Source organism: Leifsonia sp. NPDC077715, from assembly GCF_040686855.1.
In the GTDB taxonomy this organism is placed as follows: Bacteria; Actinomycetota; Actinomycetes; order Actinomycetales; family Microbacteriaceae; genus Leifsonia.
In genome coordinates this window covers 345,834-370,014 of record NZ_JBFBOG010000001.1, presented here as the reverse complement: position 1 = coordinate 370,014, position 24,181 = coordinate 345,834, and the positions used below count along the sequence as shown (strand labels likewise).

Sequence of the window (24,181 nt, the reverse complement as noted above, 5' to 3'; positions counted from 1 at the left end):
GCGACGAGTCCGCCGGGTGTGTAGGTTGGATGCATGGTGGACGGGTGGGACGTTGACAGCGTGCACGTTCGCGCTCCCGGCAAGATCAACGTCTTCATGCGCGTCGGCGCCGTCATGGAGGACGGCTACCACGACGTCGCGACCGCCTACCAGGCCGTCTCGCTCTATGAGGATGTCCGCGCCTACCCGGACGACGAGTTCTCCCTCAGCTTCGGCGGATCCATCGACACCAGCAGCCTGCCGCTCGACGACTCCAACCTCGCGCTGAAGGCCGCGCGCCTGCTGGCCCGGCGCACCGGGTACACCGGCGGCGTGCGCCTCGAGATCGACAAGCACGTGCCGATCGCGGGCGGCATGGGCGGCGGCTCGGCCGACGCCGCGGCGACCCTCGTCGCGTGCGACGCCCTCTGGGGCACCGACGTCGGCCGCGACGAGTTGCACGCGCTGGCCGCGCGCCTGGGCGCGGACGTGCCGTTCGCCCTCGTGGGCGGCACGGCGATCGGCACTGGCCGCGGCGACCAGCTCAGCCCGGCCCTCGCGACCGGCCAGTTCCACTGGGTGCTCGCGCTCCCGGACGGCGAGCTCAGCACCCCGCGGGTGTACAGCGAGCTCGACCGGCACCGCGAGCGTCACGCCCGCGACATCGCGCCGGCACAGCTGACGCCGAGCGTCGACTCGGCCGTGCTGCACGCCCTGCGCGCCGGCGACCCGGCCATGCTCGCGGAGGCGCTGACGAACGACCTGCAGGCGCCCGCCATCCATCTCGCCCCGGAGATCGCCGACGTCATCGAGCTGGGGGAGATGAACGGCGCGCTCGCCGGGATCGTGTCGGGCTCCGGGCCGACGGTGGCGTTCCTGGCCGCGGACCTCGATTCGGCGCTCGATCTGCAGATCGCGCTGAGCGCGTCCCGGGTCAAGGCCGTGCGGGCCACCGGACCGGTGCACGGCGCGCGCATCGTCGGGGACTGAGGGTCAGTCGGGGATGCTGGCCAGGTAGGTGTACGAGGCCGTCGTCGGCCACTTCTCCGCGTCCTTGAGGATGAACACGTCGATGACGCGGGCGCCGGAGCTGTCCACCGCGTGGACGCGGATCCGGGGCGGTGCGGCTCTGTCGGCCGGGAGGGGCAGGTCCGCGGATTTCTCCACCCCATCGTGTCTGAGGATCGCGTGGAAGGTGTCGCTGTCGTTCATGGTCTGCGAACGTAAACGGTCACGGACCCATCCGAAAGTCATCCGGCGGATTCTTTTGCAATAACGTTTGGTTGTCTGTCAGGCCCTCTGCACCGCTTCTATCGTTTGGGCCAATCGTGACCTGAACACGAGAGATGCACCCCGGTCACCCGACCCGACCGGGGACGTCCGACCCGAATCGGCGGTGCAGTGATGCTTACCCATCAGGGCGCTTCAGCGCGCTCGAAAACAGCCCGGAACGCCCGGAGAGCGGCTCGACGCGACGCGCGGGAGCACGGCCGGTGGCCATCGCGGCAGGGTCTGCTGGCCGGAGTCATGGCCCCGATCCTGGCGGTCGGCGTCGTGTTCGGCGGCGCCGCCCTTCCTGCCTCCGCGGACGACACCGCGACGACCACCGCAGCTGCGGGGGGTGCGCCGGCCACATCGGGTAGTGCCGGCGTCACGCCGGGTCCGGCGCCGACGGCAGCGGCGCCGGACCCGGTCCCGAACGTTCCGGACTCAGCCGCTCCGACCGTCTCCGCTCCGACCCCCACCGCTCCGACCCCCTCCGCTCCGACCGTCTCCGCTCCCGCGGCGCCCCCTGCACACCAGCCCGCAGCGGAGCCCTTCTCCCCGCAGACCGATGCGGTTCAGACACTCGCGGCCGGAGATCCGGTGCTCACGATCACGAAGACGGTCGTGAACACCGGGGGCGGAACCGCCACTCCGAGTTCATGGACCTACCTCCTGACCGGTAAGCGCAGCAACGGCAACGACACGAGCCCGGCCAGCTCCTCCACGTTCCAGAGCGGCGTGCCGCAGACGGTCACGGCCACGGCCACCACCGGAAACGGCGCGTCCGCCCTCCGCAGCTACGCGATCACCGAGAGCGGGGGACCGGCGAACTACACCCTGACCGGCATCGTCTGCACAGGCGCCACGGCGAACGGGACGTTCGCCTCGGGCGCCCTCAGCGGTCTGCAGCTGCACAGCGGTGACACCGCGGCGTGCACCATCACGAACACCTACACACCCCCGCCGATGGCGACGATCGTCGTCCGCGCCGGCGGTCAGCGCACCGGCGCCACCACGGTCGGCTCCCTCCCGAACGGCGCCGTGTACCAGGCCGTGCCGACCGCGGGCGGCGCCGCCGTCTCCTGCACCATCGCGGCGGGCCAGTGCTCCCTGACCGTCCCGGCGGGATCGGCTTACGACATCTCGGCGCAGGGCGCGGCGCCCGGGTACTTCCTGAACCCGACGCTGGACGTCGGCAGCTCGAGTGCCGGCGCACCGACGTCCTACGACTTCCGGACGGGCACTCTGGCCGCCAACTCGACCACGACGGTCCCGGGAACGGACGCGAACAGCGTGTACACCGACGCGAACGGCAACCGGTTCAGCGGGCTGTTCGCGCAGTCCCTGCTGAACCCGGGCGTCCAGCAGATGTGCGGCCTGAGGATCGCCCTCGTGCTCGACCAGTCCGGGTCGATGGGCGGCGCGAAGCAGACGACCTTGAAGTCCGCGGCGAACGACGTCGTCACCGCGCTCACCGGGACACCGTCGTCGCTCGCGATCTACACGTTCGCCGCGACGGCCGGAACGAGCCTCGGCGTGACATCGACCGCGACCGCCGCCAGCGCTCAGCCGCTGCACGACTTCATCGGGAATCTCCCGGCTCCTGCCAGCTACACCAACTGGGATCGCGGGCTCGGGCAGGTGGGAAGCGGCTTCGACCTGGTCATCCTGCTGACGGACGGCAACCCGACGACCTACGGCGACGGCAGCGCGGACGGCAGCAACGCGCGTCTCGCCTACGTCGAGCAGGGCATCTTCTCGGCCAACCGGATCAAGGGGGCGCTGGGCGAGCGGCTGGTCGCGATCGGCGTGGGCGTCGACGGCGGTACCGAGAACCTGCGCGCGGTCTCCGGGCCGACCGCCGGGAGCGACTACTTCCCCGAATCGGAGACCGGCTTCGGTGCGACGCTGACGAGTCTCGCCACGGGAGCGTGCAGCAACGTCGTGACGATCCAGAAGCGCATCGAGGACACGGCGGGCAACGTCCTCGACAACTCGCCGGCCGCCAACGGATGGTCCTACACCGGGACGACCTCGTCGGGGACGCTCGGCTCCTTCTCCGACACCACGACGCAGAACGGCAACACCGGGTTCACCAGCGCGAGCATCAGCGTCGCGCCCGGAACGAGCCCGACCGTCGCGCTCACCGAGGCGCCGAAACCCGGCTACACGCTCGACCGCGCGAAATCGACCTGCCTGGTGAACGGGCAGACCGTCACCGTCGGCGGTTCGGGGACGACGCTGTCGTTCACGGGGTCTGCCAACGTGCCGATCTCCTGCACCTTCGTCAACCGGATCGTGCAGACCTATGGCACCGTCAGCGTGACCAAGTACGTCACCGGGGACGGGGCGCAGGCAGCGGCCGGCGCGAGCTTCACGGTCCACTACGCGTACCCGGCGGGATCCGGTTATGCGGCCGGAAGCGGCGACCTGACCGTCACGGACGGCAGCACCGCGATGAGCCCGAGCATCCCGACGGGCGCCGTCGTCACGCTCACCGAGCCGACGCGACCGGTGGTGACCGGAGCGACCTGGGGGAGCCCGGCGTTCACCCCCTCCTCGTCGGTGACGATCGGCAACGGCACGAACGTCGCGGTGAGCCTGGAGAATCCGATCACGCTGGACATGGCGTCCTTCACCGTGCAGAAGTCGGTGATCGGCACCGGCGCGGGCGCCATCCCGAACTCGGCGCCCTTCACGGTCACCTGGTCGTACCCGGCCAAGCCCGGCGTGTATCCGGCCGCGAACGGCAGCGTGACCGTGACCACGGGAGGCGGGGCGAGCGCCCCTGTCGCCGTCCCCGTCGGAGCAGTGGTCACGCTCGGGGAGGCGGCTCCCGGCGCGGTCCCCGGGGTGACCTGGGGGCCGGTCGGGGTCTTCTCCCCGAGCAGCCCGATCACCGCGGGAGCGAAGGGCAGCACCGTCACCGTGACGGTGACCAACACGGCCACCCTGAACACCGGGCGGTTCTCGGTGACCAAGGCGATCACGGGCGACACCGCGCTCGTGCCGGTGGGCACGCCGTTCACCGTCCACTACACCTACCCGGCCGGCTCGGGATATGCCGCCGGGCAGGGAGATGTCACCGCGGCATCGGGCAGCGCCGCGGTGACATCGTCTCCCATCCCGGAGGGCGCGGTGGTCCATCTGACCGAGACCGACCTCCCGAGCATCCCGAACGGCACCTGGGGCACGCCGTCCTTCTCGGTGAATGACGTCATGATCGGCAATGGGACGACTGTCGCGGTGACGCTGACCAACCCGATCACGCACGACACGGGCAGCTTCGACCTCCGGAAGGTCGTCATCGGCTCGGCCGCATCGCTGGTGGCAGCCGATGCACAGTTCACCGTCCACTATCAGTGGGATGCGGCGGCCGACGGGAGCTTCCCGGCCGGCAGCGGCTTCCTCGTCGTGAAGAACGACGGCGTGGTCGTCGACGGGCCGGCGGTGCCGGTGGGTGCCTCCGTGGTCCTCGGGGAGCAGCCGTCGGCACCGGTGCCGGGCGCGACGCTGAGCGACGTGTCGTTCAGCCCCGACAGCCCCGTGACGATCACGGGGAAGGACGCCACGATTCACATACTGGTGACGAATACGTACACGCTGAACACCGGCGCGTTCTCGATCGTCAAGCACGTCACCGGATCGGGCGCGTACCTGATCCCGCCCGCGACCGTGTACACCGTCCACTACCAGTACACCGGCGGCATCGCCGGGCAGCCGGGTTCGGGCACGCTCGGCCTGCTGAACGGCATCCCCCAGGTCGTCTCGGGCCTGCCGGAAGGCGCGGTCGTGACGTTCGCCGAAGACGCACCGGCGCCGGTGACGGGCGCCACCTGGGGTGCGGCGACCATCCAGCCCCACCCGCCGATCATCGCTGCGGACGGGACCGTCGCGGTGACGGTGACCAACCCGGTCACCGAGATCGCGCCGACGCTGCAGCTCGAGAAGGTCGTCACCGGCGGGATCGTCCCTGCGAGCGAGTGGATCCTCACCGGCACCGGCGACGACGGCTCGCCGACCGTCACCAACTCTGCAGGCGGTGGAACGGAGCCCGTCGCTGTGACGACCGGCGCCGCCTACGCGCTGTCGGAAGCGCCTTCGCCCGATTTCGACGCTGCGGCGGAGTTCTCGCCCGGCGACTGGAGCTGTGTCGACAGTCACGGGGGCACCGTCTCCGTGACGCAGGGCGATCCCGGCGACGCGACCCTGCGCGGACTGGCGGCGGGGCAGGCGGTCGTCTGCACCATCACGAACACCCACCGCGACCAGGGCGTGACCATCGGCAAGGCCCTCGCCGATCCCGCGACCCAGAACGCGGACGGCACCTGGACGATCATCTACACCGTCGACGTGGCCAACCGGAGCGCCGTGGCAGCGACCACCTACACGCTGTCCGACACGCTGCACTACGGCGGCGGGATCACGGTGAACAGCGCACGGTGGACGGGACCCACCGCCGGCGACTTCGCCGGTGCCAGTGCCGTCCTCGCCACCGGGCATCCCCTCTCCGCCGGTGAGACCGACCGCTACACGGTGACCGTGAACGCCACCGTGACAGCCGCGGCCTGGGACGACCGCACCACCGCATGCCCCGACCGTCAGGGCGCCGGAGGCTTCCTCAATACGGCGACCGTGCTCTCCGCCGATCGCACGGGCACCAGCTCCGCCTGCGATGCTCCCGGATCGCTGACGATGACCAAGGTCCCAGACGGTGTGCCGGTCCTGGATGCGGCATCCGGTCACTATGCGGTCTCCTACACGATCACCGTCGGCAACGCCTCCTCGAAGCCGCAGTTCTACGACCTGACCGATGCTCCGGCCTTCGCGGCCGGGGTCGAGATCGTCGACAGCTCCGCGACGAAGAACGGCGACCCGATCCCGTTCGACGGCACACACCTGGCGACGGCGTCGCAGCTGGCCGCCGGGACCGTCGACACCTACTCGGTGAGGTACACGGTCCGCGTGAACGGCCTCGATGTCGGCCAGGCGCACTGCGACGGCCGCGGCACGGGCCTCTTCAACACCGCGACCCTGAGCACCGGCACAGTGCCCGCCGAATCGTCCGGCTGCGCCGACGTCCCGACTGGGACGATCACCCTGGCCAAGGCCGTCGCCGCCGGCTTCGGCGGCACAGAGCCCAGCGGTTCCTGGGCCCTGACGGCGACCGGCGTCTCCGGGCACACCGTCACCGGCAGCTACACGGCGGGGCGCCCGAACAGCGCGATCACGGAGGTGACCGTCCCGACCGGGGCGTATGCGCTCTCCGAGGGTCCGGCCATTCCTGGCTACGCGTTGACGCAGCTGACCTGTGCCGACGCGGCGGGAGCGCCGGTCGGAATCATCGACGGTGTCTTCGACCTGCGACCCGGTCAGGATGTGACCTGCACGTTCACGAACACCCCCCAGCCGGCGCACCTCACCCTCGTCAAGGACGTCGAGGACCCCGACCACTCCGGCACCGCGAAGACACCGCACGACTGGACACTGACGGCGACTCCCGAATTCGCCGGCCTCCAGGCGGTGAGCGGCCGCGGTGACCCGAATCTCGCGGACGGCGTCGACGCGGTGCCGGTGTGGGCCGGGAGCTACGACCTGACCGAGTCCGGGCCGAGCGGATTCGAGCCGGGGGACTGGTCCTGCGAGGGCGCGAACGTCGTGGGCGGAGTCGTCACGATCCCGCTGGGCGCCGACGTGACCTGCACCATCTCGAACACCGCCGAGCTGCCCCACCTGACCCTGGTCAAGACGGTCGACAACGGCGCGACGAACGGTTCCGGCGTCCCGAGTGACTGGATCGTCTCGGCGGCCGGACCCACGCACGTGAGCGGCGCCGGCTCGGACGATCCGGGCGATCCGAACCCCGCGATCACGGATATCGGCGTGGCGGTCGGGGACTACACGCTCAGCGAGGACGGCTCCGGCGCCCCGGCAGGATACGTATGGAGCGCGCTGGCGTGCGTCGCGCGGAACGGCGACACCGTGACCGCGCTCACCACGTCCGTCGATGACCCGACGCTCCACCTCTCCGAGGGCGACGACGTGACGTGCACGTTCACCAACAGTGCCATCCCGGCGTCCTGGACGCTGAGCAAGACGAGTGACCGCGGCCTGTCCGTGATGCCGGGCGACGTGATCACCTACACGCTCACTCTCGCGCACACCGGCGGCGTCTACCCGAAGCTGCTCAGCCTGCTGAACGTGGACGACCTGTCCGGAGTCATAGACCATGCGACGTTCGTGCCGGGCAGCCTGTTCGCCTCCGATGGCACCGCAGCAGTGACCGGCGGTCGGCTGAACTGGACCCTCGTGAACCCGACGCTCGCGTCGTTCGCCCTGACCTACCAGTTCCGGGTCGACCCGAACGCGTGGGGGGTGAGCATCCGCAATGCGCTGACACCTCCGCAGAACGTGAGCTGCGTCGGCGACAACGACTGTGTCACCGAGTCCGACACCCCGGACCTAGAGCTCTGGAAGACCTCCGAGGTGACGGCACAGCCCGACCCGGACGACGCCACCGAGGTCCTGCCGGGCGGCCAGGTGACCTACACGCTGCACGCCCACAACCCGACCGCGATCGACCTCCCCGCAGGTCAGACCGAGACGGATGATCTCACCGGCGTGATCGGACATGCCGTCGTCGGCTCGCTCGGGGCCGGCCTGACGTTCGACGGGGAGCACACCCTCACGTGGACCCTGCCGGCTGTTCCGGCGGGAGGGTCCGCCGACGTCTCGTTCGTCGCGACGGTCACGAAGGATCGGGGTGGCTATGCCCTGACGAACGTTCTGGTGCCGGACACCGGACACTGCCTCGCACCGTCCGAGGAGAACCCGGCGGACTGCACGACCACCAACCGGGTGCCGTTCATCGACCTCGGCCTCGTGAAGACCTCGTCGACGCAGGGGCCGGTGGACGACGACCCGGGAAGCTCCAGCACCTACGCCTACACGCTGACCGTCACCAACAACAGCGATGAGGCCGTCGCCGCCGCCACGGTGACCGATCCGCTGCCGCCACAGATCACGGTGGACAGCGCGCAGGGCACGAACGGGTTCGACCAGATCCCGGCGGGCTGGACGCCGACCTACGACCCGGTGACGAACACGGTGACGATCGGCATCCCGTCCATGGCGTTCGCCGAGTCGGCCGCGATCCGGGTGCACGTGCTGGTGAAGCCCGTCGTGGATGGCAGCGTGGGCGTCCCGGTGAACCCGGTCGATCCCGGACAGCCCGGCCCCGCGCCGATCACCCCGCCGGACACGATCGACAACACCGCGTGTGTCGCGCTGGCCGGTGACACGGTCCCCGACAACGACTGCTCGACGTCCTCCGTCCAGCAGAACGCTGTGGAAGCGAACATCTACGTCCAATGCCAGGCGGACATCCCCTCCCTGCACTACGCCATCCGGACCACGTCCGGCATCAGCGACGAACCCGTCACCGTGAAGTGGATACCGAGCCACCCGGGCGACAACGGCGTCCCGTCGACGGACCTTCCGCCGGACCCGGCCGGCCTGACCCGGACACTGCACGACGGCGACACGGGCTCGATCCTCTGGCCGGGCGGCGCCGTGGACGGCGAGGGGGTGGGCATCGGGTTCCCCGGTTGGCGCCCGATCGAGGCGGGGGACTACGACTCCGATGGCACGCTGAGGTTCCCGGCGTCGAGCGTGTTCGCCGGGCTCGTCTACGACCCCGCGACGGTCGCCTCCGACGCCTGGCGGTACCCGTCCACGGTGACGATCAGCGTCAATCCGACCGCCGTCTACACGGTCACCTATCCGCCGGCGACGACTGCCTGTGCCGTCGCACGCACCACGGCGGTCGGGTTCACCAAGACCGCCAGCGCGCAGGTCGTGCCGCCGGGAGGGACGTTCACGTACACCCTGCAGGCGCACGACCTGGGTCTCGGTGCCGCGAACCCGGTGACGATCAGCGACCCGATCCCGGCCGATATCCGGGTGGACACCATCACCACCGATCAGACCGCGTTCCCGCGCTGGCAGGACTGTGCGGTGAGCGGGGAACGGGATGGCTTCGGTGGAACGCTGAACTGCAGCCTGTTCGGACCGATCTCGCAAGCCGCGCCGAACACCCCCGCCATCACGCTCGGTGTGACGCTCCGGCCGAGCACGGCCGCGGCGTCGATCGTCAACACGGCGACGCTGTGCTTCGCCGACATGGACGACCCGCGACAGACCGGCTGCGAATCGTCGACGGCGACCATCTACACCAGCCGGGTCGCGCTGCTGGCGGCCACCGGATCCACCCTCTGGTGGGTGAGCGGAGCGGCCACCGCGATCCTGCTGGCCGGGTTGGGGACCGTGGTCCTGGGAATTCGCCGAAGACGAGTCGGCTGATGCGTCACTGCCGCGTCCCTTAAGGCGGATACCGGCACCGTGACCTCGCTGCACCAGGCGCCGGCATCCGGCCCCCGTGTCCGTCGCATCCGCGTCGGGCACGGGGGCGCTCCATTGTGCGCCGACCGTCGGTCGTTGCGTGGAGCCGTCTCAGCACTTCGGGTCGTAGGGGGCCCACTCGGTCAGGTCGTACTCGACCTCGATGCCGGAGTAGAGCCGGACCAGCCATTTCGTGCTGTCGCCCTGGAGGAACTGGCCGCGCGCGGTCTCGGCGGCCCAGTCACCGTCCCTGGTCATCTGCCATCGGATCATCCCGACATGTTCGCGCCGACGCGGCGCGTGAGGCGGGTGGATGAGTTCGCTGTCGGACATGCCATCATTCGCATCCTCCTCGCTGCCCCCATATCGTGGGTCCGGCTGAGCGGAGGTGGCCATCCCCAGTTCGGGGCTGCAGGCACATGCCGCACCCTGCGGATGCCCGGCCGACGGCGCGCGTCGGGTTGAGACGATTCGTCGGTGCGAGATGCGTTTCCGCGAACCGGGCCGGGCATCCCGGGTCGCTTTTCAGCGTAGGCGACGAGCCTGCCACGCGCCCTGCTCGGGGGGCGAAACCGTCAAGACTTGACGGGCCTTCGGCGGGACAGCGTGCGCAGGTCGCGGCGCGAGCGCAGCCCGAGCTTCGACAGGATGTTCCGAACGTGGAAGTTCACCGTCGTCACCGACACGTACAACCGCTCCGCGATCTCCTTGTTCGTCATCCCGGCCGCGAGCGCGTGCGCCACCTGCCGCTCCCGCGTGGTCAGCGTCGCGAGCGGGTCCACCGGGGCGGCGGGCGCCGCGGCGGCCTGGTCCAGGATGCGCACCGCGCGGGCCAGGTACCCGGACGCGCCGAGCCGGCGGAAGGTCGTCGCGGCCGCATCGAGCTGCGTCCTTGAGTCCGAGGCCCCCGCGGCTAGCCCGAGCCGTCCCGCGTCCGCCGCCGCCACCGCCTGCGGGAACGGGAACAGCGTCCCGGCAGGATCGGTCGCCGCGTCCCGGTAGGCCGCGAGGGCGTCCGCGTCCCGTCCTTCGGCCTCCAGGACGCGCCCCTCCAGCCAGCGCAGCGAGCCGTAGTACGGACGCCACATCCCCGGCGCCGCGCACCGCTCGTACGCCTCACGGGCTTCCGCCGACCGCCCGAGGGCGGCGAGCGCGTCCACCCGGTACGTCAGCCAGCCGAGCGTGGACCCGCGCGACGCCGCCGCCTCGGCCTCGTCGGCCGCGGCCAGCTGCTCCTCGGGCCGCCCGAGCGCCCGGGCAAGTTCCGCCCGCGCCAGGAACGGCAGGTCGCCGTCGTACGAGCCGGTGATCCGCGGGTCCGCCTGGGCGGCCGCTCGCAGCCGCTCGTCGACCGCCTCGGCCTCGCCGCGGCCGGCGCGCACGAGCGCCGAGGTCCAGAGGGCGATCGGCCAGCAGGAGAGGTCCGTCTCGTCGAGCGCCAGCGCGACCGCCGTGTCGGCGAGGGTGACCGACTCCTCCCACTCGCCCGTCAGGAACAGGATGTGCGCATACATCGTCCGCGCGAACCCGGCGGTCCAGCTGGTCGGGAAGCGGCGCACCAGGTCCGCGGCCCGCGCGAGGTCGGCCCGCCAGCGCTCGACGTCGCCGCTCAAGATGAACACCCGCGCGCGCGCCACCAGGGCATCCACCGTCGCCGGAGACTCGTGCTCCGCGGTCAGCCCGTCGAGTTCGCCGACCAGCGGCCCGAACAACTCCGGTCTGCGCGCATGCGCGGCCGAGATGATCGCCCAGCCGAGGAGGCGCGTCAGGTCGTCCTGCGGCGCCGCCAGCCAGCGCAGGGCCGGGTCGATGACCTCCTCGGGAGCGGGACTCTCGGCGATGTGCTGCCGGGACGTCTCGAGGTGGTCGAGAACGCCGGGGAAGTCGCCCATCGCCATGAGCACCTTCGGCAGCGCCTCCGCAGCGTGCGAGCGGATCGCCCGCTCGTCGGCCGTCGTCGCGGGACGCTGCTCGAGCTCCAGCGCGAGCGCCAGGGCGCCGGGCAGATCGCGGGAGAGCGTGCGCACCTCCAGCAGCACCGCATCGCGGGTGGGCGACGACGGCAGCGCCTCGTACGCGGGACGCAGCTCCAGGATGCGCTCGTGCATGCGGAACCGCATCGCGATGAGTCCCAGCTCGAGCAGTGCCCGCTCGGCCTCGACGCCCGCGGCCAGGTCGACGGCCGAGCGCGCATAGCTGAGCGCCTGCTCCGCCTGGCCGAGCTCGGACACCGCCAGCGCCGCACCCAGCAGCTCCCGGACCAGACCCGGATCGGCCTGGTCGGCCGCCTCCACCCGGTGTCGCAGCGCGCGGTGACCGGAGAGCACATCGGCGGCGACGCGGTGGATGGCGATCCGGCGATCGAGCGGCACGCCCGAGGCGAGCGCGTCGGCGAGCAGCGCATGAGCCGGCTCGACCCGCACCACGCCGTCCCGCGTCTCGGCGAGCACCAGCCCGCGTGCGACGGCGGTATGGATGTCCACGTCGGCTCCCAGCCGGGTCGCGATGGTGCCGACGACCGGCAACGGCAGCGGGTCGCGCAGCACGGCGACGAGCTCGGCGGCGGCGCGCACCGACGGGTCCGCGCCTTCGAGCGAGGCGGAGATGGCGGTCGCGAGCGGTGTGATCGCCGTGCTCGGGAGGTCCCACCCCGCGGGATGCGCGGCCCGCGCGAACGTCTCCCGCAGCTGCCCGAGCAGGACGCTCAACAGCAGAGGCGAGCCCTGCGTCGCCTCGGTCAGGCGCGTGGCGGTGCGGCGCGAGATGGGGTGGCCCAAGATGTGGCGGGCCAGCTCCTGGGTGTCACCGACCGTCAGCGGCGTGAGATCGACGCGGGCGTGATTCGCCGTGGTCGAGGCGATGTCGTCGAACAGCGCCACGACGTTGTTCTGCTGCGGCCGCGTGGCCGCGGTGAAGAGGAATCCCCGGTCAGAGAGGCGGCGGACCACGAAACGGAGCGCCCGCGCCGAGGGCTCGTCGACCCACTGCGCGTCGTCGACGATGAGGCACACCGGGCCGTCGATCGCGTCGACGGCGTCGAGCAGGAGGCGGCCGACGGTCAGCGGGTCGTCACCGGGTGCGGGAGAAGAGATCCGCGTGGTCGCACTGCGGCCGCGTCCGCGCAGTCCGTTCAGGCCGCGGATCAGCGTCTCGACGGTGGCGTAGGCCAGGTCGGACTCGAACGAGTCGGCGTGGACGCGCAGCACCGTCCACCCTTCGAGCCGTTCGGCGACGTCGGCCAGCAGGGCGGTCTTGCCGAGGCCCGCCTCGCCGGTCACCAGCACGGCGCCGCCGTGCTCGCGCGCCCGGTGGGCCACCAGGAGCAGGGTCTCCCGGGCGTGGTCCCGTCCGAACAGGGGCCGCGTGTCCGCGGCCCGATTCTCCTTGCTCACGTGCCGCTCCCGTTCCCCCTCGGCCGCGTCGGGTCGGGTACGCGACCGATTCCCAGGATCATCCCACAGCGCGGACGGCGTTTCGTTCCCCAGTCCGGGGGTGTGCGCCAGCGCAAGCATTCCGACCGCGTCCCGGGGCGATGCCGCTGGGCCGCTGGCGGTGGTCAGCCCTCCAGCTGCTCCGACAGCTCCAGCCAACGCGTCTCGAGGTCGGCGATCTCACCCTCCAGCGCCCGCAGCTCGTCGGTGAGGCGGCCGAGGCCGACGTAGTCGCTCTGATCGTGTCGGGCCAGCTCCTCGTGCTTCGCCGCGACCTGGTCGGTGACCCGGGCGAGGCGCCGGTCGAGCGCGGTGAGCTCCTTCTCGGCGGCGCGCAGCGCGGCGCCCGAGAGGGCCGGAGCGGAGGCGGTCGCCACCGGCGCCGATGGTGCCGTCGTCGTCCCGTCGCTCGCGCTCTGCGCGCGGCGCAGCTGCAGGTACTCGTCGACCCCGCCGGGCAGGTGGCGGAGGCGCCCGTCCAGCACCGCGTACTGTTGGTCGGTCACGCGCTCCAGCAGGTACCGGTCGTGCGAGACGACCAGTAGGGTCCCGGGCCAGGAGTCGAGCAGGTCCTCCATCGCCGCCAGCATGTCGGTGTCGAGGTCGTTGGTCGGCTCGTCCAGGATGAGGACGTTCGGCTCGTCGAGCAGGATGAGCAGCAGCTGAAGGCGGCGCTTCTGACCGCCCGACAGATCCTTGACCGGCGTGGCGAGCTGCGCGTTCGTGAAGCCGAGCCGTTCCAGCATCTGGCCGGGGCTCACCTCCTTGCCGCCCGCGAGGTACGTCGTCTTCTTGCCCGCGACCACCGCGCTGACCCGCTCGTCCCGCACCTCGTCCAGCTCGGCGAGCTGCTGGGTCAGGGTGGCGATCTTGACGGTCTTGCCGCGCTTCACGCGTCCGGAATCCGGCTGCACGGTGCCGGCGACGAGGCCGAGCAGGGTCGACTTGCCCGCGCCGTTGACGCCCAGGATGCCGGTGCGCTCGCCCGGGGCGATGCGCCACTCCACGTCTCGCAGCACGGTCTTGGGCGGATACGACACGGACACGTCGAGCAGGTCGACGACGTCCTTGCCGAGGCGCGCTGTCGCCAGCGTGGTCAGCGCCACGGTGTCGCGCAGCGGCGGCTCGTCCGCGATCAGCTCGGCCGCCGCGTCCATCCGGAACTTCGGCTTGGAGGTGCGCGCGGGCGCTCCGCGGCGCAGCCAGGCGAGCTCCTTGCGCATGAGGTTCTGGCGCTTGGTCTCGGCGACGGCGGCCATCCGGTCCCGCTCCACCCGCTGCAGCACGTAGGCCGCGTAGCCGCCCTCGAACGGCTCGACGATGCCGTCGTGCACCTCCCAGGTCGCCGTGGACACCTCATCCAGGAACCACCGGTCGTGCGTCACGACCACCAGCGCGCCGGAGCCGGACGACCAGCGACCCTTCAGGTGCTGCGCCAGCCAGGCGACGCCCTCCAGGTCGAGGTGGTTCGTCGGCTCGTCGAGGAACAGGATGTCGTGGTCGTGCACCAGCAGCGCGGCGAGCGCGACGCGGCGCCGCTGGCCGCCGGAGAGCTCGCCGATGGTCGCATCCCACCGGATGTCCGACACCAGACCGGCCAGCACGTCCCGGACGCGTGGATCGCCCGCCCACAGGTGCTCCTCGCGGTCGCCGACGATGGCGTGCCCGACGGTCAGCTGCGCCGGGAGCTCGTCGCGCTGGTCGAGCATCCCGACCGTCACATCGCGTCGCCGCGTGACCCGCCCGGAGTCCGGTTCGAGGCGGCCGGCCAGCAGCTGAAGGAGCGTGGACTTGCCGTCGCCGTTGCGGCCGACGACGCCGATGCGGTCGCCCTCCGCGAGTCCGAGGGTGACGGAGTCGAAGACGGTGCGCGTCGGGTACTCCAGATGCAGCGATTCCGCGCCGAGAAGGTGAGCCATGAGGCCATCCAGCCTACCGGGGATGCCGCACTAGACTCCCGCCATGGTCACCCACACCGTCGTGAACCAGCCTCCGCCGCGCGTCGACGTCGACGAGTTCGCCGCGAACGCGCCGTTGCGCGAGGGGGTGGAGCGGTACGACGCCGGCTGGGCGACCGCCTCCCTCGGCGAGACCGGGCGGCTGGTCGGGTCGGCGTCCTTCCAGCGGGATGCGGAGCTCGCGAACGTCCACGAACCGCAGCTCCGTGCATTCGATCGCTGGGGGAACCGGATCGACGAGGTCGAGTACGACGACGGGTACCACCGCGTGATCGCCCAGGCGGTGGCCGCCGGAGCGCACACCTCGGCGTGGGCCGAGCCGCGCCCGGGCGCGAACGTCGCCCGCGCCGCCGCCTTCATGCTGTTCGCGCAGATCGAGCCCGGGCACGCGTGTCCCGTCTCCATGACGCACGCAGCCGTCCCCGCGCTGGCCGCCTCCGACTCCCTCGCCGCCGAGTGGATGCCACGGCTGCTCAGCCGCGAGTACGACGGCCGGCTGCGCGCGGGCAAGGCGTCGGCGCTGTTCGGGATGGCGATGACCGAGAAGCAGGGCGGCTCCGACGTCCGCGCCAACACCACACGCGCGCTCGCCGACGGCGACGGGCGCTGGCTGCTCACCGGGCACAAGTGGTTCTGCTCCGCACCGATGTCGGACGCGTTCCTCATGCTGGCGCAGACGGCGGCCGGGCTCTCCTGCTTCCTCGTGCCGCGGGTCCTGGACGACGGCGACCGCAACGTGTTCCTCCTCCAGCGGTTGAAGGACAAGCTCGGCAACCGCTCCAACGCATCCAGTGAGGTGGAGTTCGACGGGACCGTCGGCTACCTGCTGGGGGAGGAGGGGCGTGGCGTGCGCACCATCCTCGAGATGGTGAACCGCACCCGGCTCGACTGCGTCTACGGCAGCGCGGCCGGGATGCGCCAGGCGGTCGCGGAGGCGGCGTGGCACGTGCGGCACCGTTCGGCGTTCGGCGCGCGGCTGGTCGACCAGCCCGCGATGGCCGCCGTGCTCGCCGACCTGGCGCTGGAGTCGGAGGCGGCCACCACGGTCGCGCTACGGCTGGCGCGCGCGCACGACGCGGACGCGCCGGAGACGGATGCGGCTTTCCGCCGGCTGGCGACCGCCGTGACGAAGTACTGGGTGTGCAAGCGGGGACCCGGGCACGCGTACGAGGCGCTGGAATGCCTGGGCGGCAACGGGTACACCGAGGCGTTCCCGCTGGCCCGGCGCTACCGGGAGCAGCCGGTCATGGCGATCTGGGAGGGATCGGGCAACGTCATCGCGCTGGATGTGCTGCGCGCGCTGCGGAGGGAGCCGGCGGCGTGGGGGGCGTTCGACGCGGAGCTGGCGGCCGCCCGTGGCGTCTACCGGACCTTCGACGCGCATCACGACCGGCTGCGGGCGCGCGTCGCGTCATGCGTCGCGTCTGCGGACGCCGATCCGGTGGCCGCGGAGGCGTCGGTGCGCTCGCTGGTGTCCGTGCTCGCGGTCGCGCTGCAGGCGTCGCTCCTGATCCGCGACGCGCCCGCTCCGGTCGCCGACGCCTTCGTCGCAGCCCGGCTGGGCCCCGAGCGCGGCTCGCTCTACGGCGAACTCCCGACCGGCCTCGACCTCGCCGCCCTCCTCGCCCGCGCCTGACCAGCCTCCATCGAGTCCGCACAGAGTGCACGCCTGCACGGCGTGTCGCGTGCAGTCTTTGCGGACTCGACGGTGGGTCGGTCGGCGGGGTCAGTCGGCGGCGGGGACCGCTGCGGGGACGGCGCCGATGGCGGCGTAGAACTCGCCGACGGCCTTGCTGTTGTAGGCGACGTAGTCGAAGTGGCTGTCGGGGACGTCGCCGTGGAGGAACGCGCGCATCCCGTCGGCCACGCCCTCGACCGTCTGGGGCACGACCATGCCGCTGCCGGCGGGCAAGGCGTTCTTCGCCGAGGCGAACTCCACCGTGACGATCGGCAGCTGCAGCACCAGCGCCTCCAGCAGCACCATCGGCTGACCCTCGTAGTCGCTGGACAGCACGAAGCAGTCGGCCTTGGCCATGATCGCGTGCGGGTTCCGCTGCATGCCGGTGAGGAAGACCGAGCCCTGCAGCCCGAGCTCCGCGACCAGCGCCTCCAGGTCGCCCGCGAGAGGGCCGGAGCCCACCACGACGAGCCGGGTGCGCGGGTTCTCGGCGTGCACCGCGGCGAACGCGCGGATGAGCCGCGTCTGGTTCTTCTCGGGCGACAGGCGACCCACGTTGACGAACGTCGTCACGTCCTCGTCGTCGGCGAGCAGCAGCTCCGCCCAGTCCGGGATGCTGCCCGTCTCCTCGTCGAACGTCAGCTCGCGCAGGTCGCCGGCGGCGTTCTCGAGGATGTGCTCCGCGTCCACGGTGTTCAGCGCCGACACGAACTTCTCCGGCGCCGCGTACTCGTTCAGCGCGTCGCGGTTGATCTGCGACAGCGTCGGCGACACGGACACGAGGTGGTCGTACTGCCCGTAGAGGGTGAAGATCTGCGTGAGACTGTGCAGCATCCGCTTCTCGCCGTTGACCTCGCGATGCGCGTCGGAGGCCAGGTCGTTGTGCAGCCAGATCGCGCGCTGCGCGTCGGGGGAGTGCAGCAGCAGCGTCGCCCAGAACGGCCCGTAGCCCGAGAAGTCGACCACGTAGTCGAACCGGCTCTCGCCGAAGCAGCGGTACCACTCGTCGTCCCACAGCGCGTTCTGCGCCGGGACGTCGGCATGCTGCGCGATGCGCCCGCGCCGGAAGTCGAGGTGGCGGGCGAGGTGCAGCAGCTTGGCGCCGTTCATCCCGCCGACCCGCGGGAACTGCCGCACGTCGGGATGGATCTGCATCTGCTTGCCCTGGATCACCCGCGACCGGGACTGCGCGAAGAACGCCGACACGTCGTAGCGCTCGTGGTCGATGTTGTTGAGCAGGTTGAGGGCAGACGTCGTGATGCCGTTGGGCCGCATCCCGCCCAGGTACAGCAGGATCTTCTGCCGGCCGTCGTCGGCGAGGTCGGTGCGCAGGCGGTAGCCGTCGCGCACCCCGCGGAAGACGGTGTCGACGATCCGCTTGGACGCGCTCCCGTCTTCGTACGGTGTGAAGCGACGCTGCATGTCGAGGTACTTCTCGCGCGACGCCTCCGGAACCGCGTCCCCGTTCTCGGCGATCGCGTGGAGCTCGTCGCCGACCTCGCGCGCCGACATCAGCACCGGGCCGGGCCAGTCCTCCGGCTCGAAGTACAGCCCGCGGGTGCCCGCGTAGTCGGCGAGGTCGGGCGTGAAGAACACGATCGGCCGGCCGGTCTGCAGGAAGTCGAAGAAGATGCTCGAGTAGTCGGAGATGAGCATGTCCGTCGCGCCGAGCACGAGGTTGGTGGGGATCTCGTTCGGCACGAGCATCCGCTTCAGCTCCGGCCGGTCGGCGGCCATCGCGTGCACGGTCTGGTGCGTCTTCAGCAGCACCGCGTACCGGCTGGTGTCGATGCGCTCCTCGATCTGGGCGATGTGCGCCAGCAGGGCGTCCAGGTCGTCCTCGGGCCGCCCGAAGGTCTCGCCCTTCCACGTCGGCGCGTACAGGATGACCTTGCGGTCGCCGAGCGGGATGCCGGCGCCGACGAGCCGCTGCCGCACCAGTTCGCGCTCGCGATCGTCGAGGAACTGCCGGTCGATGCGCGGGTAGCCCTCCTCGACGAGGGTGCCGCGGTAGACGCCGGTGAGCTTGTAGCCGGTCTGGTACATCTGCTCCGACATGAACGGGTTCGCGGAGAGCAGGTAGTCGGCCTGGACGAAGTTGCGGATGATGTTCGCCGTCGCCAGCGCGCCGCCCTCGATGTCGTAGCCCATCCGCTTCAGCGGGGTGCCGTGCCACGTGTTGAGGTACACCTGTCCGGGACGCTTCGAGAAATCGGGTGGGAAGGTGGCGTTGTTGACGAGGTACTGACTGGTCGCGAGCGCCCGGTAGTAGGCGGCGGACCCGTAGCGGACGAAGCTGACCCGGTCGTTCCCGGCGAACTCCTGCACGGCGGACCGGTAGAGCGACAGGTCGGACAGCGCCCAGATGTGCGTCAGATGCTGCAGGTCGGGCGAAGCCAGCAGCTCCCGGAACACCGCCTCCGGGTTATCGAGCATCCCGTTGCCCGAGAACGACTCGTAGAACACCGACCCCTGCACGATGGGCTGGCGGCGCCAGTGCGCGTGGATCTCGTAGCGCGCGGCGCGCTTGACCCGGGAGGGCAGTCGCTTCAGTCGGGAGAGTCTCATCGCGGTCGAGTTTATGAGAGCGGCATAACAGCCACCTGGGAGCGGGGTATGCGGTGGGCGAAGGTCGTCAACCCTCCGCGTCGAACCCCAGGCTCAGTTTCCGGAGCAGCGCCGCCAGCCGCTCCGCATCCGCTGCCGACAGCCCGTCGAGCAGTTCCGCTTCCGCATCCACCAGCCGCGTGATCGCCGCATCCACCCGCGTCAGCCCCGCCGCCGTCATCTGGACCAGGATGCCGCGGCCGTCGTTCGGGTCCGTGCGGCGTTCGACCAGGCCCCGCGCGACGAGGCGATCGATGCGGTTCGTCATCGTGCCGGACGAGACCAGGGTCTGCTGCAGCAGGGACTTCGGGCTCAGCTGGTACGGCGCCCCTGCCCGGCGCAGCGCGGCCAGCACGTCGAACTCCCACGAGTCGAGGTCGGAGCGTTCGAAGGCGGCGCGGCGGGCACGGTCGAGGTGGCGGGAGAGGCGATCGACGCGCGAGAGCACCTGCAGCGGGGCGAAGTCGAGGTCCGGGCGCTCGCGCAGCCAGGCGTCGACGATGCGGTCCACCTCGTCTCGTGCGTCGGCCATCCCCCCATGCTATTGGGGTCGCGCGCGGCTCGCGGGCGGGACGCGTCTGGCAGACTGTCACCTGCGCGAAACGCGTGTTCCGCCTTGGTGTAATGGCAGCACGACAGCCTTTGGAGCTGTGAGGTCCAGGTTCGAGTCCTGGAGGCGGAGCGCAACCATGCGAACCCCTGGAGAGACATGACCGACCAGAATCTCGCCATCGTCGTCCTCGCGGCGGGGCAGGGAACGCGGATGAAGTCCGCGACCCCCAAGCTCCTGCACCCGCTCGGCGGCATCCCGATCGTGTCGCACGTGCTCGCGACGGCGCACGAGCTGGACGCGGCCCACGTCGTCGCGGTCGTCCGGCACGAGCGCGACCGGCTCGCCGAGGTCATCCAGGCCGACATGCCGGAGGCGGTCATCGTCGATCAGGACGAGGTCCCGGGCACCGGACGCGCGGTCGAGCAGGCCATCGCCGCCCTCCCGGGGGACTTCTCCGGCGACGTCCTCGTCGTCAACGGCGACGTGCCGCTGCTCGACGCGGCCACCCTGCGCGAGCTGATCGCGAAGCACCGCTCCGGCGAGGCCGCGGCGACCATCCTGTCCTCCTTCCCGGCCGACGCCACCGGGTACGGACGCATCGTCCGCACGCCGGAGGGGCACCTCGACCGCATCGTGGAGCACAAGGACGCCACGGAGGACGAGCGCGGCATCGGCGAGATCAATGCAGGCATCTACCTGTTCGGGCTGGCGGCGCTGCGCGACAAGCTGGCGCTCGTCTCCACCGACAACGCGCAGGGCGAGAAGTACCTGACCGACGTGATCGGCCTGCTCCGCGAGGCCGGCTTCGACGTGGATGCGCTCCCCGTGTCCGAGTCGTGGCTGGTCGAGGGCATCAACGACCGCGCGCAGCTGAGCGACGCGGCCGCGAAGCTCAACGCGCTCATCGTGCGCACCTGGCAGCTCGCCGGGGTCACCGTCCAGGACCCGGCGACGACGTGGATCGACGTCAAGGCGAGGCTGGAGCCGGACGTCACGCTCCTCCCGGGCACGCAGCTGCGCGGGGCGACCCTCGTCGAGACCGGCGCGACGATCGGGCCGGACACCACCCTCCTCGACACCGAGGTCGGCGCGGGCGCGACCGTGAAGCGCACGGACGCGACGCTCGCCGTGATCGGCGCGGGCGCGACCGTCGGTCCGTTCGCCTACCTCCGTCCGGGCACCGTCCTCGGCGCTCACGGCAAGATCGGCACGTTCGTCGAGACGAAGAACGCGACCATCGGCGAGGGGACCAAGCTCGCGCACTTCAACTACGTCGGCGACGCCGAGGTGGGCGAAGGCGGCAACCTCGGCGCCGGCGTCATCACCGCCAACTACGACGGGGTGAACAAGCACCGCACCGTCATCGGCTCGCACGTCCGTCTGGCCACGAACACCGCGCTCGTCGCGCCGGTTAGGATAGGTGACGGAGCGTACACGGGAGCAGGAACGGTCGTCCGCAAGGACGTCCCGGCGGGAGCCCTCGCCATCACCGTCGCCCCGCAACGCAATATCGAAGGCTGGGTCGCGGAGAAGCGGCCGGGCACGGACGCCGACAAGGCCGCGCGAGAGAGCGGCGCGGCAGAGAGCGGAGAATAAGTGTCAGGGATCACCGCGACCGGCCAGAAACGACTCGTCCTGATCTCCGGTCGCGCGCATCCCCAGCTCGCGCAGGAGATCGCGGAATGCCTCGGGAGCGAGCTGATCCCCACCGACGCCCGCACCTTCGCAAATGGCGAGATCTACGCGCGCTTCGATGAGAGCGTCCGCGGCTCGGATGCGTTCGTCATCCAGTCGCACACCTCGCCGATCAACGAATGGCTCATGGAGCAGCTGATCATGGTGGATGCGCTCAAGCGCGCGTCCGCGAAGCGCATCACCGTGGTGGCCCCCTTCTACCCGTACGCCCGTCAGGACAAGAAGGGCCGCGGCCGCGAGCCTATCTCCGCCCGCCTCGTCGCCGACCTGTTCAAGGCGGCCGGCGCCGACCGCATCATGTCGGTCGACCTGCACGCCGCGCAGATCCAGGGCTTCTTCGACGGCCCCGTCGACCACCTTTTCGCCATGCCGGTGCTCCTCGACCACATGAAGCGCGAGCTCGACCCGTCGACCCTGACCGTCGTCTCGCCCGACATGGGCCGCGTCCGCGTCGCCGACATCTGGAGCGACAAGCTCGGCGCGCCCCTCGCGATCATCCACAAGCGCCGCGACCCGCTGGTGCCGAACCAGGTCTCGGTGCACGAGATCGTCGGCGACGTCAACGGCCGTGTCTGCCTGCTGGTCGACGACCTCATCGACACCGGCCGCACGATCGTCAAGGCGGCGGAAGCGCTCAAGGCCGCCGGTGCGACCGGCGTCGTCGTCGCGGCCACGCACGCGGTGTTCAGCGACCCCGCCGTCGAGCTGCTGCAGAGCGACGCGATCGACTCGGTCGTGGTCACCGACACCCTCCCGCTGCCCGAGCACAAGCGCTGGGACAACCTCACCGTGCTGCCGATCGCGCCGCTGCTCGCGAACGCGATCCGCGAGGTCTTCACGGACGGGTCGGTCACCTCGATGTTCGACGGGGCGGCGTAGCCTCCTCGCGTTCGAAAGGGAGGACATCCCGGCAGCCTTCGGCCGGATGTCCTCCCATGCGCGTATCCACCCGGCGTGTCGCCTCCCAACTCCTCCGTTTCGGACGGCCGTTTCGGGGGCTGCGGTACGTGAGTCCCCGGTAGGGGCTAGGCCCTGGGCCTCTCGGGGCCGTTCAGGAGGGAGGAATTCTGGGCGGACACGCCGGGGTGTGACACGGAATGGAGGAAGCGGGAGCGCGTACGTCGCGGATCTCCTCCGTTTTGCGCGGCGGTGGCGGGCCGTGGCGGGCCGTGGCGGGTGCGGAGGCTGCTGGCGGCGCGGGGGCGCCGCGCGGAGGGGTGCGGCGGGACGGCGCGGCGGTCACCTCGGGACGCGGGGATGCGGCCCGGCCTGCCCCACCGCCGCTGCGACCGCCGCCTCCAGTCCGTCGGCGCCGGGCGAGCGGCGGATCGCCTCGCCGATGCGCCCGCTCCGCTCGGCGTAGCCGGGGTCGCGCAGCACCGCGCGCACCGCATCCCGCACCGCTGCCTCCGAGGGCCGGTTGGTCCGCAGGCTGACGCCGACGCCCGACCAGGCGACCCGGGCGGACACCTCCGTCTTGTCCTCCGTGGTGCCGGCGACGACAATCGGGACGCTGTGCTCCATGGCGTAGTGGATGCCGCCGTAGCCGCCGTTCGTGACGTACACCGCGGTGCGCGGCAGGAGCCGGTCGTAGGGCAGGTAGGGAGCGACCCGCGCGTTCGCCGGGAGGTCCACGCCGAGCTCCGCGACCGGGCGTCCGCCGGTGCTCGCGACCACCCACACGTCGTCGTCGGCGAGCGCCCGGATGGTCGGCAGCACGAGGTCGTCGAAGCGGCGGTTGGCGACGGTGCCCTGTGTGACGTGGACGACCGGGCGCCCGTCGTCGAGGTCGCTCCACCACGCCGGGAGGGGCGTGTCGGAGGCGCGCGTCCGGGAGATCGGGCCGACGAAGCTCACGGGTACCCTCACGTCGCCGCGCGGATACTCGAACTCGGGGACCGTGAACTGCACGACGCCGTCCGCGTGAGACGGCCAGTCGAGCACGAAGCCGTTCACCCCCGTGCCGGCCGCGGCGCCCGCGCGGACGGCCTCCCGCTGCACCGGCGCGAACACGCCCTTCTCGGCGGCGACGGTGAGAAACGCGTTGCGCAGCCGTCCGATCCCTCCCGGCCGAGGCGGGACGCCGAGCCCGAACGGAGCCGTGTCCCGGCTCTTCAGCCCTAGCGGCACGATGCCGAGGTTGAGGAGCGGTGGCCGGGAGGAGCGGGGACGCGCGATGAAGAGCGCCGCCCCCAGGAACAGGCTCTCGGCCAGCACGACGTCGATGCGCAGGTCGCGCAGGACCGCATCCACCGCCTCGAGCTGGCTGCGCGCCGGGCGCAGGAAGATCTCGGTCATGTCGTAGCGGATGCCCGCGGGGCCGGTCAGCCCGACGCGTCCGGGGAACGCCGCATCCATGTCGGTGTCGTCGTAGTCGGCGTCGGCCGGAAGCCGCAGCGCGGTGGCGCCGGTCGCCGCGGCCGCCTGCTGATACCGCTCGCCGGTGAGGAACTGGACGCGGTGGCCGCGCTCCACGAGGGCGCGGCTGACCGCGAGAAGCGGGGTGACGTGGCCGTGCACCGGAGTGCTGCACAGGAGGATGTCGAGTGGGCGGGCGTTCATGGGAGCCTTTCGGGTAGAGTCGAATAAACGTCAACAGTATTCACTACACCCG

General features: G+C 71.3%; 12 protein-coding genes and 1 tRNA gene. 6 read left to right on the top strand and 7 right to left on the bottom strand.

What is annotated here, in order from left to right:
- Nucleotides 1–33: 33 nt before the first annotated feature.
- Complete coding sequence (locus tag AB0P25_RS01735; protein ID WP_363805043.1) at nt 34–969, top strand: 4-(cytidine 5'-diphospho)-2-C-methyl-D-erythritol kinase; 936 nt, start codon at nt 34–36, stop codon at nt 967–969.
- A gap of 3 nt (nt 970–972) precedes the next feature.
- On the opposite strand, the gene AB0P25_RS01730 is transcribed toward AB0P25_RS01735, so the two are convergent.
- Entirely contained in the window at nt 973–1,191 is a 219-nt protein-coding gene (locus AB0P25_RS01730; protein WP_363805042.1) for a hypothetical protein, read from the bottom strand.
- Between the two features lie 315 nt (nt 1,192–1,506).
- Here AB0P25_RS01730 and AB0P25_RS01725 point away from each other — a divergent pair, with 315 nt between their 5' ends.
- Nucleotides 1,507–9,606 carry a DUF5979 domain-containing protein gene (locus AB0P25_RS01725; protein ID WP_363805041.1) on the top strand — a complete coding sequence of 2,700 codons (8,100 nt, stop codon included), beginning with the start codon at nt 1,507–1,509 and terminating at the stop codon, nt 9,604–9,606.
- Between the two features lie 150 nt (nt 9,607–9,756).
- On the opposite strand, the gene AB0P25_RS01720 is transcribed toward AB0P25_RS01725, so the two are convergent.
- The 3 genes from AB0P25_RS01720 to AB0P25_RS01710 all read right to left on the bottom strand — a co-directional run bounded on the left by AB0P25_RS01720 (nt 9,757) and on the right by AB0P25_RS01710 (nt 14,995).
- Entirely contained in the window at nt 9,757–9,903 is a 147-nt protein-coding gene (locus AB0P25_RS01720; protein ID WP_363805040.1) for a hypothetical protein, read from the bottom strand.
- A gap of 317 nt (nt 9,904–10,220) precedes the next feature.
- Complete coding sequence (locus tag AB0P25_RS01715; protein ID WP_363805039.1) at nt 10,221–13,037, bottom strand: AAA family ATPase; 2,817 nt, start codon at nt 13,035–13,037, stop codon at nt 10,221–10,223.
- Between the two features lie 164 nt (nt 13,038–13,201).
- The gene (locus AB0P25_RS01710) at nt 13,202–14,995 is read right to left on the bottom strand and encodes an ABC-F family ATP-binding cassette domain-containing protein (protein ID WP_363805038.1); all 1,794 of its coding nucleotides are present in this window, start codon (nt 14,993–14,995) and stop codon (nt 13,202–13,204) included.
- 43 nt (nt 14,996–15,038) lie between these two features.
- Between AB0P25_RS01710 and AB0P25_RS01705 the strand changes: the two genes are divergently transcribed.
- On the top strand, nt 15,039–16,670 hold the full coding sequence (locus tag AB0P25_RS01705) for an acyl-CoA dehydrogenase family protein (RefSeq protein WP_363805037.1): 1,632 nt from the start codon (nt 15,039–15,041) through the stop codon (nt 16,668–16,670).
- A 90-nt stretch (nt 16,671–16,760) separates the two neighbouring features.
- On the opposite strand, the gene AB0P25_RS01700 is transcribed toward AB0P25_RS01705, so the two are convergent.
- Complete coding sequence (locus AB0P25_RS01700; RefSeq protein ID WP_363805036.1) at nt 16,761–19,280, bottom strand: glycosyltransferase; 2,520 nt, start codon at nt 19,278–19,280, stop codon at nt 16,761–16,763.
- A gap of 67 nt (nt 19,281–19,347) precedes the next feature.
- A complete protein-coding gene (locus tag AB0P25_RS01695; RefSeq protein ID WP_363805035.1) occupies nt 19,348–19,851 on the bottom strand; it encodes a MarR family transcriptional regulator in 504 nt (167 codons plus the stop codon).
- A 78-nt stretch (nt 19,852–19,929) separates the two neighbouring features.
- Here AB0P25_RS01695 and AB0P25_RS01690 point away from each other — a divergent pair.
- The 3 genes from AB0P25_RS01690 (at nt 19,930) to AB0P25_RS01680 (ending at nt 22,446) form a co-directional block, all read left to right on the top strand.
- Nucleotides 19,930–20,001: transfer RNA gene (locus tag AB0P25_RS01690), tRNA-Gln, on the top strand.
- Nucleotides 20,002–20,028: 27 nt separating this feature from the next.
- Nucleotides 20,029–21,468 (top strand): bifunctional UDP-N-acetylglucosamine diphosphorylase/glucosamine-1-phosphate N-acetyltransferase GlmU, encoded by a 1,440-nt coding sequence (glmU, locus tag AB0P25_RS01685; protein ID WP_363805033.1) that lies wholly within the window; start codon nt 20,029–20,031, stop codon nt 21,466–21,468.
- Nucleotides 21,469–22,446: a ribose-phosphate diphosphokinase gene (locus AB0P25_RS01680; protein WP_363805032.1), complete on the top strand. Its 978-nt coding sequence runs from the start codon at nt 21,469–21,471 to the stop codon at nt 22,444–22,446.
- Nucleotides 22,447–22,806: 360 nt separating this feature from the next.
- Here the strand turns inward: AB0P25_RS01680 and AB0P25_RS01675 are convergent, their stop codons facing one another.
- The gene (locus tag AB0P25_RS01675) at nt 22,807–24,129 is read right to left on the bottom strand and encodes a nucleotide disphospho-sugar-binding domain-containing protein (protein WP_363805031.1); all 1,323 of its coding nucleotides are present in this window, start codon (nt 24,127–24,129) and stop codon (nt 22,807–22,809) included.
- Between the last annotated feature and the right edge of the window lie 52 nt (nt 24,130–24,181).